The sequence below is a fragment of the Geothrix limicola genome, from assembly GCF_030268085.1.
Lineage (GTDB): Bacteria > Acidobacteriota > Holophagae > Holophagales > Holophagaceae > Geothrix > Geothrix limicola.
Genome location: NZ_BSDE01000001.1, coordinates 363,026 through 379,955 on the forward strand (window position 1 = coordinate 363,026; position 16,930 = coordinate 379,955).

At 65.8% G+C, this 16,930-nt stretch carries 13 protein-coding genes; 7 read left to right on the forward strand and 6 right to left on the reverse strand.

What is annotated here, in order from left to right; genetic code table 11:
* The first annotated feature begins 59 nt into the window (after positions 1-59).
* Positions 60-3,221, forward strand: a complete 3,162-nt coding sequence (locus QSJ34_RS01465) for a serine/threonine-protein kinase (protein ID WP_285569344.1) — start codon at positions 60-62, stop codon at positions 3,219-3,221.
* A gap of 11 nt (positions 3,222-3,232) precedes the next feature.
* On the opposite strand, the gene QSJ34_RS01470 is transcribed toward QSJ34_RS01465, so the two are convergent.
* Both QSJ34_RS01470 and QSJ34_RS01475 read right to left on the reverse strand, forming a co-directional pair.
* On the reverse strand, positions 3,233-3,583 hold the full coding sequence (locus tag QSJ34_RS01470) for a hypothetical protein (protein WP_285569346.1): 351 nt from the start codon (positions 3,581-3,583) through the stop codon (positions 3,233-3,235).
* Between the two features lie 38 nt (positions 3,584-3,621).
* Entirely contained in the window at positions 3,622-4,575 is a 954-nt protein-coding gene (locus QSJ34_RS01475; RefSeq protein ID WP_285569349.1) for an AAA family ATPase, read from the reverse strand.
* 483 nt (positions 4,576-5,058) lie between these two features.
* Here QSJ34_RS01475 and QSJ34_RS01480 point away from each other — a divergent pair, with 483 nt between their 5' ends.
* The 4 genes from QSJ34_RS01480 (at position 5,059) to QSJ34_RS01495 (ending at position 12,464) form a co-directional block, all read left to right on the forward strand.
* Positions 5,059-6,207, forward strand: a complete 1,149-nt coding sequence (locus QSJ34_RS01480; protein ID WP_285569351.1) for a thiolase family protein — start codon at positions 5,059-5,061, stop codon at positions 6,205-6,207.
* 33 nt (positions 6,208-6,240) lie between these two features.
* Positions 6,241-8,604 carry a 3-hydroxyacyl-CoA dehydrogenase/enoyl-CoA hydratase family protein gene (locus tag QSJ34_RS01485; RefSeq protein WP_285569352.1) on the forward strand — a complete coding sequence of 788 codons (2,364 nt, stop codon included), beginning with the start codon at positions 6,241-6,243 and terminating at the stop codon, positions 8,602-8,604.
* A gap of 129 nt (positions 8,605-8,733) precedes the next feature.
* Positions 8,734-10,773 carry an elongation factor G gene (locus QSJ34_RS01490; RefSeq protein WP_285569354.1) on the forward strand — a complete coding sequence of 680 codons (2,040 nt, stop codon included), beginning with the start codon at positions 8,734-8,736 and terminating at the stop codon, positions 10,771-10,773.
* Positions 10,774-10,985: 212 nt separating this feature from the next.
* Positions 10,986-12,464, forward strand: a complete 1,479-nt coding sequence (locus QSJ34_RS01495) for a DUF512 domain-containing protein (RefSeq protein WP_285569357.1) — start codon at positions 10,986-10,988, stop codon at positions 12,462-12,464.
* 73 nt (positions 12,465-12,537) lie between these two features.
* Here the strand turns inward: QSJ34_RS01495 and QSJ34_RS01500 are convergent, their stop codons facing one another.
* Genes QSJ34_RS01500 through QSJ34_RS01515 form a run of 4 tightly spaced genes read right to left on the reverse strand, consistent with a single transcriptional unit; the run spans position 12,538 to position 15,181 of the window.
* On the reverse strand, positions 12,538-13,035 hold the full coding sequence (locus tag QSJ34_RS01500) for an ExbD/TolR family protein (RefSeq protein ID WP_285569359.1): 498 nt from the start codon (positions 13,033-13,035) through the stop codon (positions 12,538-12,540).
* On the reverse strand, positions 13,035-13,538 hold the full coding sequence (locus tag QSJ34_RS01505) for an ExbD/TolR family protein (RefSeq protein WP_285569360.1): 504 nt from the start codon (positions 13,536-13,538) through the stop codon (positions 13,035-13,037). The genes QSJ34_RS01500 and QSJ34_RS01505 overlap by 1 nt, the downstream gene beginning before the upstream one ends.
* A gap of 60 nt (positions 13,539-13,598) precedes the next feature.
* Positions 13,599-14,327: a MotA/TolQ/ExbB proton channel family protein gene (locus QSJ34_RS01510; RefSeq protein WP_285569363.1), complete on the reverse strand. Its 729-nt coding sequence runs from the start codon at positions 14,325-14,327 to the stop codon at positions 13,599-13,601.
* 53 nt (positions 14,328-14,380) lie between these two features.
* Positions 14,381-15,181 (reverse strand): energy transducer TonB, encoded by an 801-nt coding sequence (locus QSJ34_RS01515; RefSeq protein ID WP_285569365.1) that lies wholly within the window; start codon positions 15,179-15,181, stop codon positions 14,381-14,383.
* 271 nt (positions 15,182-15,452) lie between these two features.
* On the opposite strand from QSJ34_RS01515, the gene tgt reads away from it, so the two are divergent.
* Together tgt and yajC are read left to right on the forward strand one after the other, a co-directional pair.
* On the forward strand, positions 15,453-16,592 hold the full coding sequence (tgt, locus tag QSJ34_RS01520; protein ID WP_285571567.1) for a tRNA guanosine(34) transglycosylase Tgt: 1,140 nt from the start codon (positions 15,453-15,455) through the stop codon (positions 16,590-16,592).
* A complete protein-coding gene (gene yajC, locus QSJ34_RS01525; RefSeq protein WP_285569368.1) occupies positions 16,593-16,907 on the forward strand; it encodes a preprotein translocase subunit YajC in 315 nt (104 codons plus the stop codon). It begins immediately after the preceding gene.
* Positions 16,908-16,930 lie beyond the last annotated feature (23 nt).

The window sequence follows — 16,930 nt, forward strand, 5'->3', positions numbered from 1 at the left end:
CCCGGCGGCCTCACCATGGATTGTTCACATGGGAGTCACAAGCATGGGCAAGGGCGGTCATGGCCACCTCTGACGAGCGGGTGCTCGCCCTGGCCGTGGCCCGTGGACTGCTTGAGCCCGGCGAGGTCCACGGCGCCGAGCTGGGAGAGCTCGTGTCTTCCGGGCGTCTGTCCGAGGCCGACCGGCACCTGCTGGAGCAGGACCTGGCGGATCTGGAGGCGGACGAAGCCAGCCACTGGTCCATGGAAATCACGGCCCAGGCCCCCACCCATCCGGATTCGGACTTCACCCATCCCGGGCCTCCGACGCCCATGTCCGACCCCTCCATGCCCACCAAGGGCTTCCGCCAGGGCGGCGTGTTCCGGGCCCAGACCCTGGAGCGCTGGGGCCGTTTCGAGCACCTCGAACTCCTAGGCGAAGGCGGCATGGGCCGCATCTTCAAGGCCGTGGATCCGCGCCTCCGGCGAGATGTGGCCTTGAAACTGCTGCGCCGCGACGATCCGGATCTGATCCAGCGCTTCCTGCAGGAGGCCCAGCTCCAGGCCCGGGTGGATCATCCCAACGTGTGCCGCGTCTACGAAGTGGGCGAATGGCGTGGCCAGCCCTACATCGCCATGCAGTTCCTTCGGGGCGAGACACTGCAGAAAGCCGCCCCGACTCTGCCCCTGGAAGCTCTGCTCCGGCACATGGTCGAGGTCTGCGAAGGCGTCCACGCGGCGCACCGGGTGGGCCTGGTCCACCGCGATCTGAAGCCGGCCAACCTGATGATCGACCGCCTGGAGGACGGCTCCACCCGCGCCTGTGTGCTGGATTTCGGCCTGGCCCGCGGCGCCGAGGGCGCGGGGCTCACTGAGACGGGCCGGGTGATGGGCACCGTGAGCTACATGTCCCCCGAGCAGGCGCGAGGGCAGACGGCCCTGCTGGACCGCCGCTCCGACGTCTACTCGCTGGGCGCGACCCTCTACACGCTGCTGACCGGCGCGCCGCCCTTCGGTGGCGACGGGCTCGAATGCATGGGACGCATCGTGAAGGATGATCCGGTGCCGCTGCGCCGGAAGATCCCCACCCTTCCGGCGGATCTCGACACCGCCGTGCTCACCTGCCTGCAGAAGGATCCCCGCAAGCGCTACACCTCGGCCCGGGCCCTCGGCGAGGACCTGCAGCGCATCCTGGACGGCGAGCCCATCCAGGCCCGCGCCGCCACGCCGCTGGAACGGCTCGCGCACTGGGCCCGCAAGCACAAGGTGCTCGTCTCGGCTTCGGCGGCGGTGTTCCTCTCCATCGTGATCTTCGGGGGCTTTGCCGTGCGGGAGCGCCTGCGGGCCAGCGCCCGGGCCGCCCACGCCCAGCGCTTCGCCCAGGCGGCGGAGCGGATCGAGGCCCTGGCGCGCTACCTGCGGCTGCAGCCGGCGCGGGATCTGACGCGGGATCAGGCTGATTTGCGAGCCCGCGTGGAGGCGCTGTCTCGGGAGGTGCTCGCGGCGGGCCCCCTCGCGGAAGCGCCGGGCGCCTACGCCCTGGGGCGTGCCCGCCTGGCCCTGGATGATCCCGCCGGCGCCCGCGCCCAGCTGGATCGGGCCTGGGCCATGGGTTTCCACGCACCCGAAGCGGCGCATGCCCTGGGGCGCGCCCTGGCGGCGATCTACCAGGTCGAACTCGGAAAGGCCTATGCGCTGCCGGATCCAGATCTGCGGCAGAAGCGCTTGGACGATCTGAAGAAGACCCTGCGGATGCCCGCCGCGGATTGGCTGCGACGCGGCGCCGGCGCCAGCCTGGAGCCGCCCGCCTTCCGCGCGGGCCTGCTCATGCTCATGGAAGGCCAGCCCCATGCCGCGGCAAAGCTGGCCCGCGAGGCCCAGGCTCAGGCTCCCTGGTTCTACGAGGCCCTGCGGCTGGAGGCCGAAGCCTGGCTGGCGGAAGCCCACGGCGCGCCCACGGCCCGCGAAGCCGAACCGGCCATCCAGACCGCGGGCCGCCTGCTGGCGGAGGCCGAGCTGCGCGCCCCCTGCGACGTGGACCTGCTGCGCCTCGACATGCGGCGCTGGCAGGAGGTGGTGGCCCTGGGCTGGCAGTCCGGCGCCGATCCCAAGGTCCCCGTGCTGGCGGAAGTGGCGGTGGCGGATCGCTGGGCCCAACTCGAACCCACCGCCGCCCAACCCCTCGCCTGGCGCGCCCGCGCCCGTGGTGAGATGGCGCGGTACCTGGCCTTGAGGGAGATCGACCCGGCCGCCTGGTTGGCTCAGGCCAAAGCGGATGCGTCGGAGGCCATGAAGCGGGACCCGAAGGAGGTCGAGGCCTGCACGGCCGAGGCTTCTGTATTGAGGACGGAAGGCATTCGTAAGCTAAGCCGGGGCGAGGATCCCACGACGCGTTTGAAGGAAGCCATCGCGGTGTCGGATATAGGTCTGCGGCTGGACCCCGGCCACATCGTCCTTCGGAACATTCGCTACTCGGCCCTGCTGCTTTGGATTGATGGCACTCGCCTGAGGGGCACCTACGATGCGGCTATTGTGGCGCCCTACATTCGGGAGGCGCGGGAAATGGCGGATGCCCACCCGGAAGAGGCCTACTTCCTCGCAAATCTCGGGGGCTTGGCACAGGCAGCAGCTCGGGCAGAGGTCGCTTCCGGTGGGAATCCCACGGTAGAAGCTGAAGAAGCCGTGCGAGCCTATGAAGCGGGATTGAAAACACAGCCTCGTCATGTCGGATTTCACCGAGGCATCCTTCTGGCTCGTGCGGCTCAGGCCAAGGCTCTCGCTCGGGATAAGCAGAATCCAAAAACCAGGATTGATCAGGCGCGATCTGCCTTCGAGAAAGCCCAGGAAGCCCACGTGCCTATGGCGACCCTTGCACCCTATTTTATGGATGCGCTTGTATCAGGAGCCACGTTCCTCGCAGAACAACAAGGGGATGCATCCCCGTATCTAGAAGAGGCCGACAATCTCTTGCCGCACCTCGTAGCCACACCGGAAGATCCGGTGGAACTGGGATCGATCAGGCTTCGTTACTTGGCTCTGGTGCTACGTTTGGGGTATTCACCACAACCCGCTCAATTGAAAAATCGGGGTGAGGGGCTCGCAAAAAAGTTGCTCCGGTTGAATCCGATCGATCCAGATTTCTGGACCGCCTTGGCCCAGTTTCACGAAGCATGCGGAAACCCTGCTGCGGCAGCCAGAGAGCGGGCGCACAGCAGGGTTCGGGACTTCAAGAAGGTGAATTGACCCGCTATGGATCAGCCGTTGACGATGTTGACCGGCGACTTGCAGAGATAGGCCGGGGTGTTCCCATCTTCCTTGGGATGGTTCCAGATCTGGTTCACGACATCCGGGGTCACGGTCAGGTGGGGCTGCTCGCCGATGATGGGCGCGCCGTGGGGGAAGTGCTGCAGGAATTCCTCGCGGGCCATCTGCTTGCCTTCGGCCGGGCCGCCCTTGTCGTAGTACTTCCCGAGGATCTGGACGGCGCGGTCGCTCCAGGCGAGGGCCTCGGCAGCCTTGGGGTCGATGGTGTGCACACGGGTGGTGCCATCGGGCATGAGTACGTTCAAGGTGATGCCGGTGATCCGGGGGCGGTTCGCGGCCATGAGGCCTCCTTCGGAGTGGGGTTGGAATGGGGCCCTGGTCAGGGCCGGGGAACGGCCTGAAGCAGCTGGGCGATCACCTGGTCGGTGGTGGCGCCGTCGGCCTCGCTTTCGAAGGTGAGCAACATGCGGTGGCGCAGCACGTCGGGCGCGAGGTCCACCACGTCCTGAGGCAGCACGTGATCGCGGCCCTGCAGGAAGGCCAGCGCGCGCGAGGAGGATTGGAGCGACAGGGAGGCCCGGGGACTGGCGCCGCAGCGCAGCAGTTCCTTGCCCTTCCAGACCTTGCCGTGGCCGGGTCGCGTGGCCTGCACGAGCCGCACGATGTAGCCGCGGATGGCCTCGTCGAGGCGCACCTGCTGGGCCTCGCGGCCGGCGGCCAGAAGGCTGGTGGCATCCACCACCGGGCGCACGTCGTCGCCGTTCAGGTGGGCGCGGCGGAGCACCTCGACCTCCTCCTCCTGCTTGGGGTAGTCCACCCGGAGCTTGAAGAGGAAGCGGTCCATCTGCGCCTCGGGCAGGGGGAAGGTGCCCTCCTGTTCCAGCGGGTTCTGGGTGGCCAGCACGAGGAAGGGATCGGGCAGCCGGAAGCTTTCATCGCCCAGCGTGACCTGGCGTTCTTCCATGGCCTCCAGCAGCGCGGCCTGGACCTTCGACGGCGCGCGGTTGATCTCGTCCGCGAGCACCAGGTTGGCGAAGATGGGGCCCCGCTTCGGGGTGAAGGTGAGCTGCTTGGGATCGAAGATGAGCGTGCCCACCACATCGCTGGGCAGGAGGTCCGGCGTGAACTGGATGCGGTTGAAGCTGGTGTGGCTGGCTGCGGCCAGCGTCTTGATGGTGCGCGTCTTCGCCAGGCCCGGCAGGCCTTCCAGCAGCACGTGGCCGCGGCAGAGCAGGGCCACCAGGAGGCGATTGAGCAATTGCGGCTGCCCCACGATCACCTTTCGGCATTCGGCGAGAAGCGGTTCCAGGTCGTGGGCGAAGGGGGCGGCCATGTGGTATCCCGTAGGTCTTACCCATCTTGACTGGAATTTGAAACATTCGCGCAAGAGATCGGTGCATAAAATTCTTGTAAAAGGCCTGGAGCTACAGATTTTACACATTCATTCGCGGGGAACTTCTGCGTATGTGGAGGCATGAAAACCGGCCTTGTTTTCGCCCGGATCGGGGGGCCTGAAAGGTTCGTTCCTTCGACGCTGATGCCGAAAGGCTGATGGGTTCCTCCCTGCGAGCGGTCCTTGGGAAAGGGCCTGCGGTCCGCGGGCCCGCATGGACATGGACCTCGCAGCGACCGAGGGAGATCCCTGGGAACGCGAGGCCAGCGATATCGCAGCGGGATCTCCGCCCATAGAGGGGCGGCCGGAGGTTCCGCTGACCCCTGGTAGGTGTGCATGACCCACGGTAAGTGCTTACGCCGGTCTCAGCGGATGCTAGGCTCCTAAAAAACCAAGACATCCCCTTCCCATTTTGGAGGACCCATGCGATCTGCCGTCATCGTCGAAGCCAAGCGCACGCCCATCGGTCGGGGCATCAAGGGCGCCTACGCCGCCACCCGGCCCGAAGCCCTCGGCGCCGCCGTGCTCGAAACGATCAAGCCCCTGCTGAAGGACTGGTCGGGTCTGGAGGATGTGCTGGTGGGCTGCGCCATGCCCGAGGGCGAACAGGGCATGAACATGGCCCGCCTCATCAGCTTCCGCGCCGGCCTGCCCATCACGGCGGGCGCGGCCACCATCAACCGCTTCTGCGGCAGCAGCCAGGAGGCCATGCTCATGGCGGCCCGGGCCATCATGACGAACCAGGGTGACCTCTTCCTCGCGGGCGGCGTGGAAAGCATGTCCAAGGTGCCCATGATGGGCTTCAACCCCAGCGTGGACCCCTACATCAGCGAGCACTATCCCGAGGCCTACTGCTCCATGGGCATCACCGCCGAGAACCTGGCGAAGGAATACAAGATCAGCCGCCGGGATCAGGATGAGTTCGCCTTCAACAGCCACCAGAAGGCCGCCGCGGCCTGGAAGGCCGGAAAGTTCGAACGGGAAGTGGTGCGCTTCGAGACCAAGGGCCTCGACGGCAAGCCCGTCACCCTGCAGCAGGACGAGTGCGTCCGCGCCGACACCAGCCTGGAGAAGCTGGGTGAGCTGAAGGCGGCCTTCCTGGTGGATGGAAACGTCACGGCGGGCAACAGCTCGCCCGTGACCGACGGCGCGGCCTTCCTGCTGGTGATGGAAGAAGGCCTGGCCAAGTCGCTCGGCCTGAAGCCCCGCGCCCGCATCCTCGGCGGCGCCGTGGCGGGCGTCGAGCCCGACCGCATGGGCATCGGCCCCGTGCCCGCCGTGAAGAAGGCGCTGGACCGCTTCGGCCTCAAGCTGGATCAGATCGATGCCATGGAACTGAACGAAGCCTTCGCCGCCCAAAGCCTCGCCGTGATCCGCGAAGGCGGCTACGACCCCGCCAAGGTGAACGCCTGGGGCGGCGCCATCGCCGTGGGCCACCCCCTCGGCGCCAGCGGCGCGCGCATCCTCACCACCCTGCTCAACCGCCTTGAAACCGACGGTGGCAAGTACGGCATCGCCACCATGTGCATCGGCGGCGGCCAGGGCATCGCGTCCATCATCGAAAAGATTTGATCCAACCACACGACACGAGACTGGAGGTTGGACATGAATATCAAAAAGATCGGCGTACTGGGTTCGGGTGTGATGGGCTCGGGAATCGCGGCGCATGTGGCGTCGGCGGGCTGTCAGGTGGAGCTGCTGGACATCGTCATCGACGAGGCGGCGCCGGACAAACTGGCCGAAGGGGCGCTGGCCGCGCTGGCGAAGTCCAAGCCCGCGCTGGCCATGCACGCTTCGTTCCTGAAGAAGATCCGTCCGGGCAACCTGCGGGATCACCTGGATCGCCTGTCGGACTGCGACTGGGTGGTGGAGGTGGTGAAGGAGGATCTGGCCATCAAGCGCGAGCTGTACGGTCGCCTGGAGCCCAAGCTCAAGGCCGGTGCCTGGATCAGCTCGAACACCTCGGGCATCCCGCTCAAGCTGCTGGTGGAAGGCCGCAGCGACGCCTTCCGAAAGCACTTCGTCATCACCCACTTCTTCAATCCCGTGCGCTATCTGCGCCTGCTGGAATTCGTGAAGGGCCCCGAGGTCGATGAGGCCGAGGCCCAGGCCTTCCGCACCTGGCTGGAAGAAGGCCTCGGCAAGGAGGTGGTGCCCGCTTTTGATAGCCCCACCTTCATCGGCAACCGCATCGGCATCCACGGCATCATGGCCACGATGCACTTGGCCCTGGCCGAGAAGATCCCCTTCGAGGTGCTGGACCTGGTGCTGGGCGATGCCGCGGCCCGCGCCAAGAGCGCCGCATTTCGCACGGCGGATCTGGCGGGCGTGGACATCCTCGCCGCCACCGCGAAGAACGTCTACGACCTGTGCCCCAACGACGAGGTGCGCGACGTCTTCAAGTTCCCCGAGTTCCTCCAGTGGATGCTGGACAACAAGCTGCTGGGCAACAAGACGAAGCAGGGATTTTTCAAGAAGGGCCCCAAGGACGCCAAGGGCAAGAAGACCTTCCTCGCCATCGATCCCGATACCCGCGAGTACGTCCCGCAGGTGAAGAAGGATTGGCCGATTCTGAAGGAACTGAAGGGCATCGACGATCCTGCGGAAAAGGTGAAGACGCTGCTCACCAGCGATACCGAAGCGGGCCGCCTGGCCTGGCGCTGCATCGCGCCCAACCTCACCTACGCGGTGAACCGCCTGGGCGAGGTGACGGACGGCCCCCTGAACGTGGATCGCGCCATCAAGAACGGCTTCGCCTTCGAGCTGGGGCCCTTCGAACTGTGGGACACGCTCGGCGTGGAGCGCGTCGCGGCCCGCATGAGGTTCGAGGAGCAGCCCCTTCCGCCTCTCGTGGAGCAGATGCTCGCCAAAGGCATCACCAGCTTCTACCGCTGGGAGCACGGCGTCCCCGTGGCCCAGCTGAACCCGAAGACGCTGGCCTTCGACGCGATCCTCGAAGACAAGCGGGTGATCATCCTCAAGCGCGAGGAGGGCAAGGGCAAAGTCGTGGCGGAGAACGGCAGCTGCCAGCTCATCGACCTCGGCGACGATGTGGCCTGCCTCGCCTTCCGCAGCAAGATGAACGCGCTGGACGACGGCATCATCGGCCTCATGGAAGACACCGTGCAGAAGCACGTGCCGGGACGCTTCAAGGGCCTGGTGGTGGGCAACCAGGGGCAGCACTTCAGCGCCGGCGCCAACCTGGTGATGGTGCTGAATGCCGCCAAGGACAAGCAGTTCGATCTGATCGAGGAAGTGGCGAGGCGCCTGCAGTACGCGGGCCGCATGCTCACCTACGCGCCGTTCCCGACGGTGGCGGCGCCCTTCAACCTGGCCCTGGGCGGCGGCTGCGAGATGTCCATGGCCTGCCAGCGCGTGGTGGGCCACGCCGAGCTCTATATCGGCCTGGTGGAAGTGGGCGTGGGCGTCATCCCCGCGGGCGGCGGCTGCCTGCAGATGCTTTTGAGGATGGAAGACGCCATGGCGGCCAAGGGCGAGCTGGGCCCCATGCCCAAGGTGAAGGCCAGCTTCCAGGGCATCGGCACCGCCACCGTGCACACCAGCTTCGACGAGGCCCAGCGCAACGGCTACCTGCGCCGCACGGACCGCCGCGTGATGAACAAGGCCTTCCTCCTGAACGAGGCCAAGCAGGAAGTCCTCAAGATGGCCGCGGACTTCCAGCCCGTGAAGGAGCGCACCCTGCGCCTGCCGGGCCGCGGCGGCGCCGAGGCCCTCAACTTCGCCGTGCGGGATTTCAAGCTGCAGGGCCTCGCCAGCGAGCACGACGGCATCATCATGGGCGAACTGGCGACCATCCTCACGGGTGGCGACGTGAGCCCGGTCCAGGAGATCAGCGAGGAGCGCATCCTCGAACTGGAACGCCAGGCCTTCGCCCGCCTGTGCAGCTATGAAAAGACCCAGGCCCGCATGGACGCCATCCTCAAGACGGGCAAGCCCCTGCGCAATTAGTTTCAACCCTCGCCATTTTGTGACTTAAGCCGCCTTTTCCCGGGCGGCTTTTTTTCGCTGTTGCCAGCGTGTAACAACGTCGGAACACTTGGGTCGGTCCACATCGGAACCAGACAATCAGGAGGCACTGTGAGCGGAAATTCTCAGTCAACTCCACGCGTAGCGGCCATCGTGGGTCCCTACCTCTCCGGAAAGACCTCCTTGATGGAGAGTCTTCTCTTCGTGGCAGGCGCGCTGCCGCGTAAGGGCTCCGTCAAGGAGGGAAACACCGTCGGCGATGCGTCCATGGAGGCCAAGGCCCGCCAGATGAGCGTCGAGGCCAGCCTTGCGGCCTGTTCGTACCAGGGTGAGGCCTGGACCCTCATCGACTGCCCCGGGTCGGTCGAATTCAGCCAGGAGACGGCCCACGCCCTGATGGCCGCCGACATCGCCGTGGTGGTCTGCGATCCCGACCCCAACCGCGCCCTCATGGTGGCGCCCACCCTCAAGTTCCTCGACGATCACAAGGTGCCCCACGTGGTCTTCATCAACAAGATGGAGGCCGCCGGCAGCGCCGGGAAGCTGAAGGACGTGCTCAACGCCCTGCAGGTGGTATCCGAGCGCCCCCTCGTGCTGGTGGAGATCCCCATCCGCGAAGGCGACCAGGTCACGGGCTACGTCGACCTCATCAGCGAGCACGCCTACAAGTACGAAGCCGGCAAGGACGCGGACCTTATGCAGCTGCCGGAATCCGTCCTGCCCGAGGAGCACGAGGCCCGCCAGCTCATGCTGGAAAAGCTCGCCGACTTCGACGATCACCTCATGGAGGAACTGCTCAGCGACGTGGTGCCGCCCCTGGAGGAGGTCAGCGAGGATCTCGCCAAGGATGTGCAGGAGGACCTGCTGGTGCCCGTGCTCTTCGGCTCGGCCGACCGGGATTCCGGCGTGCGCCGCCTCTTCCAGGCCCTCTGTGACGAGGCGCCCCGTGTGGATGCCACGGCGGCCCGCCTCGGCATCCCCGAAGGCAAGGATGCCCTCGTGCAGGTCTTCAAGACGGTCCACGCGCAGCATGTGGGCAAGCTGAGCATCTCCCGCGTGTGGCGCGGCGAGGTGGTGGACGGCGCCTCCATGGCCGGGAACCGCATCAGCGGCATCAACAAGCTCTTCGGCGCCCAGCAGATCAAGCAGCAGAAGGCCACCGCGGGCGAGGTCGTGGCCCTGGGGCGCATGGATGAGGTGAAGACCAGCGAAGCGCTCACCCCGGCCGCGAAGGTTGAGCTGGCCTGGCCCGAACCGCTCCAGCCCATGCTGGCCCTCAGCCTGCACACCACCAAGAGCGGTGACGATGTGAAGCTCTCGCTGGCCCTGCAGAAGCTCTGCGAGGAGGACGCCTCCCTGCAGGTGGAGCAGAACGCCGAGACCCAGGAGCGCATCCTCTGGGGTCAGGGCGAGGTGCACCTCAAGTGTGCGCTGGACCGGCTCAAGAGCCGCTTCGGCCTCGATGTGCTGCAGCACCCGCCGATGGTTCCCTACCGGGAGACCTTCACGAAGGCCGCCAAGGTGCACGGCCGCCACAAGCATCAGACCGGCGGCCACGGCCAGTTCGGCGACGTGTGGCTGGAGGTGAAGCCGAGGCAGCGCGGTGAAGGCTTCGAATTCGAAGAGAAGATCGTGGGTGGCGTGGTGCCCAAGAACTTCTTCGGCGCCGTGGAGCACGGCATCGTGGACTGGATGAAGCGCGGCCCCCTGGGATTTCCCGTCGTCGACATCTACGTGGCCCTGGTGGACGGCAGCTACCACACGGTGGACAGCTCCGACATGGCCTTCAAGACCGCCGCCCGCATCGGCATGACCGAGGCCGGCAATGTCTGCCATCCGGTGCTGCTGGAACCCATCTGCGAGGTGAACATCTGCGTGCCCAGCGAGTTCACGCCCAAGGCCCAGCGCCTCGTCACCGGAAGGCGCGGCGGCCAGGTGCTCGGCTTTGACGCCAGGCCCGGCTGGACGGGCTGGGACGTGGTGTCGGCCTACATCCCCCAGGCCGAGATGGGGGACGTGGTGGTGGAACTCCGCAGCCTCACCATGGGTGTCGGTTCCTTCACCTGGGCGTTCCACCACCTGCAGGAGCTGATCGGGCGGGATGCCGACAAGGTGGTCGAGGCAAGGAAGCAGGCGAAGACCACGGCCTGATGCTGTCCGGGGGTTCCCCTTGCAGCGCATGCGCCGCAAGGATCTAGTGGCGCGCTGCGCGCACACCCCCGGGCCCCCGCGAAGAAGCCCGGCTGAGCTGGGCTTCTTCTTATTAATCCCCGTCTTTGGGCTCTGGGCTGGGCTTGTTGTTCTAATCCTGACTTGCCCGGTCAACCAAATCCCCCCAGACTGGAAGGTCGGGGGGATTTGCCTTGGCCCAGAAAGGCGTTCAGATCATTGCGGTCGAACCCGGCAGTCTCGCCGAGGAGGCGGGGATCCGCCCCGGCGACACACTGCTGGAGATCCACGGCGAGGCGGTGCTGGACCAGCTGAACTACCAGTACCTGATCACCCGCGAGGATGAGGCCGACCTCGTCCTGCAGCGGCCGGACGGCAGCACCTTCGAGGCCTTCGTGGAGAACGGCGGCGAGGGCATCGGCGTGGACCTGGCCCAGGATGAGGTGAAGGTCTGCAAGCAGAACTGCGTGTTCTGCTTTGTGCACCAGATGCCCAAGGGCTTCCGCAAGTCGCTCTACCTCAAGGACGAGGACGTCCGCCTGTCCTTCCTCTACGGGCACTTCACGACGCTCTCGAGCAGCGACGACGCCGAGCTGGACCGCATCGTGCGCGAGCGGCTGAGCCCCATCCACGTGTCCGTGCACGCCACGGATCCGGTGGCTCGGGTGAAGGTGGTCGGCAATCCCCGCGAGGGCGACATCCTCCGCAAGATCGACCGCCTCCTGGCGGGCGGCATCGATGTCCACACCCAGGCGGTGGTGGCGCCGGGCCTCAACGATGGCGAGATCTGGCAGCGCACGCTGGACGATCTCTGGGCCCGCCGCAGGGAAGGGCGGGGCAGCGTGCTGAGCCTGTCCTGCGTGCCCGTGGGCCTCACGGCTCATCGCGAGAACCTGCCCAGCGTGCAGGACGTGGGCCCCGAATTCGCCCGCGATTGGGTGGCCCACTGGACACCGCAAGTGCGGCGCCTTGCCCAGGCGAACGACGGTGAGCCCTGGCTGCTGCTGGCGGACGAGTGGTTCACCCGGGCGGGCATCGAGGTGCCGGGCCGGGCCTTCTATTCGCGCTCCTGGGCCCAGCTGGAAAATGGTGTGGGCCTGGTGCGGCGCTTCCTCGAGCACAGCCGCCGCTTCATCAAGAGCCCGCGCGCCAAGGGCTTCGCAGGCCGTCGCGTACTGCTGCTGACGGGCTCGAGCTTCGCGCCCACCCTCAGCCGCGTGGCGGCGGAGCTGAACCGCGCCGTGGGCAGCCAGCTGCGCGTCGTTCCGGCGAAGAACTTCAGCTTCGGGGAGAGCGTCACCGTGGCGGGCCTGCTCTGCGGCGAGGATCTGAAATACGCCGCCCACGCCGACCGGGATGCCAAGGGCGGAAGGGGCGACTGGGTGGACGCCGTCGTGGTACCTTCCGCCAGCCTGCGCACGACCACGGGGCCCACGGACCAGTACACGCTGCGGGGTGCCGTGGTGCGCGAGGAAGGCACTTTCCTGGATGATCTGACCCTGCCCCAGCTGGCCTCGGACCTGGGCGTGCCCACGGTGCCCAGCGGCGCCAACCTGTCCCATCTGCTGGACCACCTGGAGGCGGCGGACCGCGGTGCCTTCCGCGGTGGGGCCCTGCAGTCGGCCTTCCACACGGCGGGCCTGAACCTGCCCCAGGGCGCCTACAACCCCTGAAATCGGCTCCGACGTGTATTTGAAGATATGAAAAAGGGCCCCGTGAGGGGCCCTTTTCGTGAAACGGATAAACCTAGCTGACCGGAGCGACCGCGCCAGCGCGCTTCCGGAGGGAGACGGCCACTTTCACGTCGCCACCATCCTGGCCCTGGAACTTGTCGACCTGCTCGAGGGACTTCTTCTTCGCCGTTTCCGAGGCGACCCGGACGGCGTCGAGGACGTCGACCATGGACTGGAACTGGACGTCCTCATCCACCTTCAGGAAGACCTTGCGGTAGCCCAAGGGCTGCAGCAGGACGGCGTCCGGCAGCTTGTCCTTGAGGCCCTGGGCGTCGACCTTGTCCTGCTGGAGGGTGATCGTCCCATCCTGCTCGATCTGGATCAGGATGTTGTTCGGATCGGGCTTCTGGGGGGCGCTGGTCTGAACGACCTGGGGCACCACCACCTTCATCGCCTTGCTGAGGCCAGGCACCATCACGATGAAGACGATGAGCAGCACCAGCACGATGTCGATCAGCGGGGTGACGTTAATATCGGATTTTTGCTTGCCTTTGGCGCCACCGGCATCCATCAGTTACCCCCTTCCTTCTTCTCGCTCTTGTCTTCGCTGGTGACGATGGACGCCTCGTCGGCGCCACCTTTCCGGCAGGACTGGAAGAGCTCGTTGATGTACCGGAACGGGAGCTGGGCGTCAGCCTTGATGAACACCCGCTTGTCCATGTGGGCGCTCACGTTGCGGTTGATGAAGTCCTCCAGCTTCTGGCGCTGGGCATCGTTGTCGATGAAGAACCGGAGGTCCTTGGCATCCTTGTCGTCGATGAGCACGGGGCCCGGGCCGATGACTTCGTACTTGTCGTTGCGCTTGGACGTCAGCATCAGGGTGAGGTACTTCTCGCCACCCTCATTCTGCTGTTCGACCTTGGGCGCGTGCTTGGACAACGGCAGCTTCACGGCGTCATTCACCGCGGGCGTGATCACGATGAAGATGATCAGCAGCACCAGCACGATGTCCACAAGGGGCGTGACGTTAATGTCGGACTTAACGCCACCCTTCTTGCCACCACCTGCATCCATGGTGTGTTCTCCTCTGAATGGCCCGGGGGCTTGCGCCCCCGGACGGGGTGGAAAGTCTGCTTAGCTCTGGCTTTCGCGACGGATGAACTCGTCGATCATCTGGGAAGCGGCATTGTTGATGTTGGTGACGACCACGTCCTGCTTGTTGGTGAGCAGGTTGTAGATCCACACGGCGGGGATGGCGACGATCAGGCCGAGAGCGGTGGTGGCGAGGGCCTCACCGATGGAGCCGGCCAGCGCGTTGATGTCGCCAGCGCCCTTGGTCTTCAGATCAGAGAAGACCTTGATGATGCCGATCACGGTGCCGAGCAGGCCGATGAAGGGGGCCAGGGCGCCGATGGTGGCCAGGCCGCTCATGCCCTTCTTGAGGAGCTCGAGGACTTCGGCGGTGCCGCGCTGGATGGCGCGCTCCACGGGCTGGATGGCGTCGTGGTTGGGGTTCATGGTCTTGAGCTGCTTCTCGTACTGGAAGATGTCCAGGCCGTGCTTGAGGACGAGGGCGACGTGGCTCTTGTTGTGGGTGGTGGCGGCGCGCTTGGCGGCTTCGAAATCACCGCGGCGGAGGGTGTCCATGAAGAGCTTGAGGAACTTGTCGGAGGCGGCGTTGCTCTGCGCGTAGGTGACGAAGCGCTCGACGGTCACGTAGATCTGATAGGCCAGCAGGATGAAGAGGATGATGATGATCCCCTTGTTCGCGGGGGAAGCGGCCTTGAAGAGCTCGACGGGAGAGAAGCTGTCGTGGCCGCCTTCGGCGAGAGCGAGCACCAGGGGAGAGGAAAGCAGGTTCATGAGATTTCCTTATGAGGGAAGAAAGATGGTGGATGACAGGGTGAGGGTGAAGTCTAGTGGAGGCGGAAAGGCATCGTCAGCTTGAAGCGGGCGTACTGGGGCGCGCCGTTCAGCATGGCAGGCTCGAATTTCCACTGCATGGCATAGGATTCAGCCGTGGGACGGAGCTGGGGAGGACCTTCCTTGGCCACGGCCGAGGTCGGCACGCCGTCAGGTCCGACGGTGATTTCCACCACCACCGTGCCCTGGATCTTCGCGATCTTGGCGAGGGGGGGGTAGGGCGGCGGAGGCGGCTGGTACTTCACCTTGATTTGGCTGAAGTCGAAGTCGATCACCTTGCCCTGGCCACCGACGACGCCACCGACGACGCCACCGACGACACCGCCGATCACACCACCGGGAACACCACCGGGAACACCACCGGGAACGCCGCCCAGCGAGTGATCCGTCTTCGGCAGTTCCTTGGGCGCCTGCTCAGGCACCACTTCCTGCCGGGGATCGATGGGCGTCGTGTCCGCCTTGCTGGTGGCCGCGGCCATGGGCGGCGGCGGCGGCGGCGGCGGCGGCGGCGGGGGAGGAGGAGGCGGCGGCGGCGCATCGTCGGGCTTCTGCTCCGAGATGTCGATCCCCACCGTCTTCAGCTTCTCCTTGACCACTGACGACTGCTTCGCCAGCTGGAGGGCGACGAATCCGAAGAGCGCGTACATGGCCACCGTCGTCGGGATGGTGACCAAGGGGTTGCCCCGCTTGATGGCATCGTTCCCAGCCGACAGAGAGGAGCGATATACAGCGTCCTCCAACGACTCGGGAGTTGCCGGCTTGGCGGGAACGGGTTTCTGGGGATCTTTGCTCATGCGACTCCCTTGAAAGATCCAGGAAGAAAAAAATCAAGCCGAGCCAGCGGGAACACTGGTTCGGCCACAACGATTGGGGTAAAGAACTGGGGCGAGCCCAGCGGCTAAGATGGCAAAGGGGAAGCGGTTGGTCAAGCCTTGTTGCTGGTTGCAAGCCCCCGTGGATACGGCATTCCACTGTTTTTTCATGAATACCGCAACATCCTTTGAGCCGGCAAAAGGGTGGAATTGTTAAATCTTGTTAAGAAAGTCAGGTTGGCCCATGCTCCAAATCACAACTTCGGATTTCACATTCAGGTGCGAGTCCGGAGGCCAGGCAGAACCCGCCCGTGCAGGGCATTTTCGGACCGGCCACGGGGAGGTGTTGACCCCGGCTTTTATGCCCGTGGGCACTCAAGGCACGGTGAAAGGCATCACGCCCGTGCAGCTGCGCGACATCGGTCCGCAGGTGATCCTCGGCAACACCTACCACCTGGGGCTGAGGCCGGGCGATGAATTGGTCGCCAGGCTGGGAGGCCTGCACCGGTTCATGGGTTGGGACGGACCCATCCTCACGGATTCGGGGGGGTTCCAGGTGTTCTCCCTGGCTTCCATGCGGAAGATGACCGAGGACGGAGTCACCTTCCAAAGCCACGTGGATGGCAGCCCCCAGTTCCTGTCGCCGGAACGCAGCATGGAGATCCAGCGCAACCTGGGTTCGGACATCTGCATGGCGCTGGATGAATGCCCGCCGGGGCGCATGGAGCGCACGAAGCTGGAATTCAGCATGGCCCGCACCACCCGCTGGCTGGCGCGCAGCCGGGCCGTGCCCCTGCAGCCCTACCAGGGGCTCTTCGCCATCAACCAGGGCGGCACCCATCTGGATCTGCGCCGGCGCCACCTGGCGGAGGCCCTGGAACTCGACGCCAGGACGCCCTTCCAAGGCTTTGCGGTGGGCGGGCTCAGCGTGGGCGAGCCCAAGGAGGAGATGAACGCCGTGCTGGCGGAATTCGTGAAGGAGCTGCCCGCGGACCGGCCCCGCTACCTCATGGGCGTGGGCACGCCGGAAGACCTGATCTTCGGCATCGAGCACGGGGTGGACCTCTTCGACTGCGTCCTGCCGACTCGTGAGGCCCGCCACGGGCGGATCCTCACGAGCAAGGGCAGACTCAACCTCAAGAACGCCCGGCATCGCGAGGCCGACCGGCCCCTCGACCCCGACTGCGCCTGCTACACCTGCCGCACCTTTTCAAGGGCCTACCTCCACCACCTGTTCCGCTGCGGGGAGCTGCTGGGCTTCACGCTGAACACGATCCATAACCTGAGCTACACTGTGGAACTCACCCGAGCCGCGAGGCAGGCCCTGCTGGAGAACCGGTTTCCGGCCTTCGCCCAGTCCACACGCGCCGGATGGTTGACCGAGGAGCCTTGAATGACTTTCGCCCTGTTTCAGCAGACCCCCGCAGCCGGCCCTCCGGGCTGGACCCAGTTCATCTTCATCGGCGGCATGGGCCTCATGTTCTACTTCCTCCTCATCCGGCCCCAGAGCAAGGCCCGCAAGGAGATGGAGGCCCGCCTGTCCAAGCTCAAGGCCGGCGACGAAGTGGTGCTCAGCTCCGGCCTCTACGCCACCATCGACCGCGTCGAGGACAAGCACATCTGGGTCAAGCTGGGCAGCTCCGTGGTGAAGGCCCGTCGCACGGCCGTCGCTGCGCTGGCCACCGAGCCCGAAACCGAGAAGAACTGATCTCCCTGGACCTTCCGGGCCGG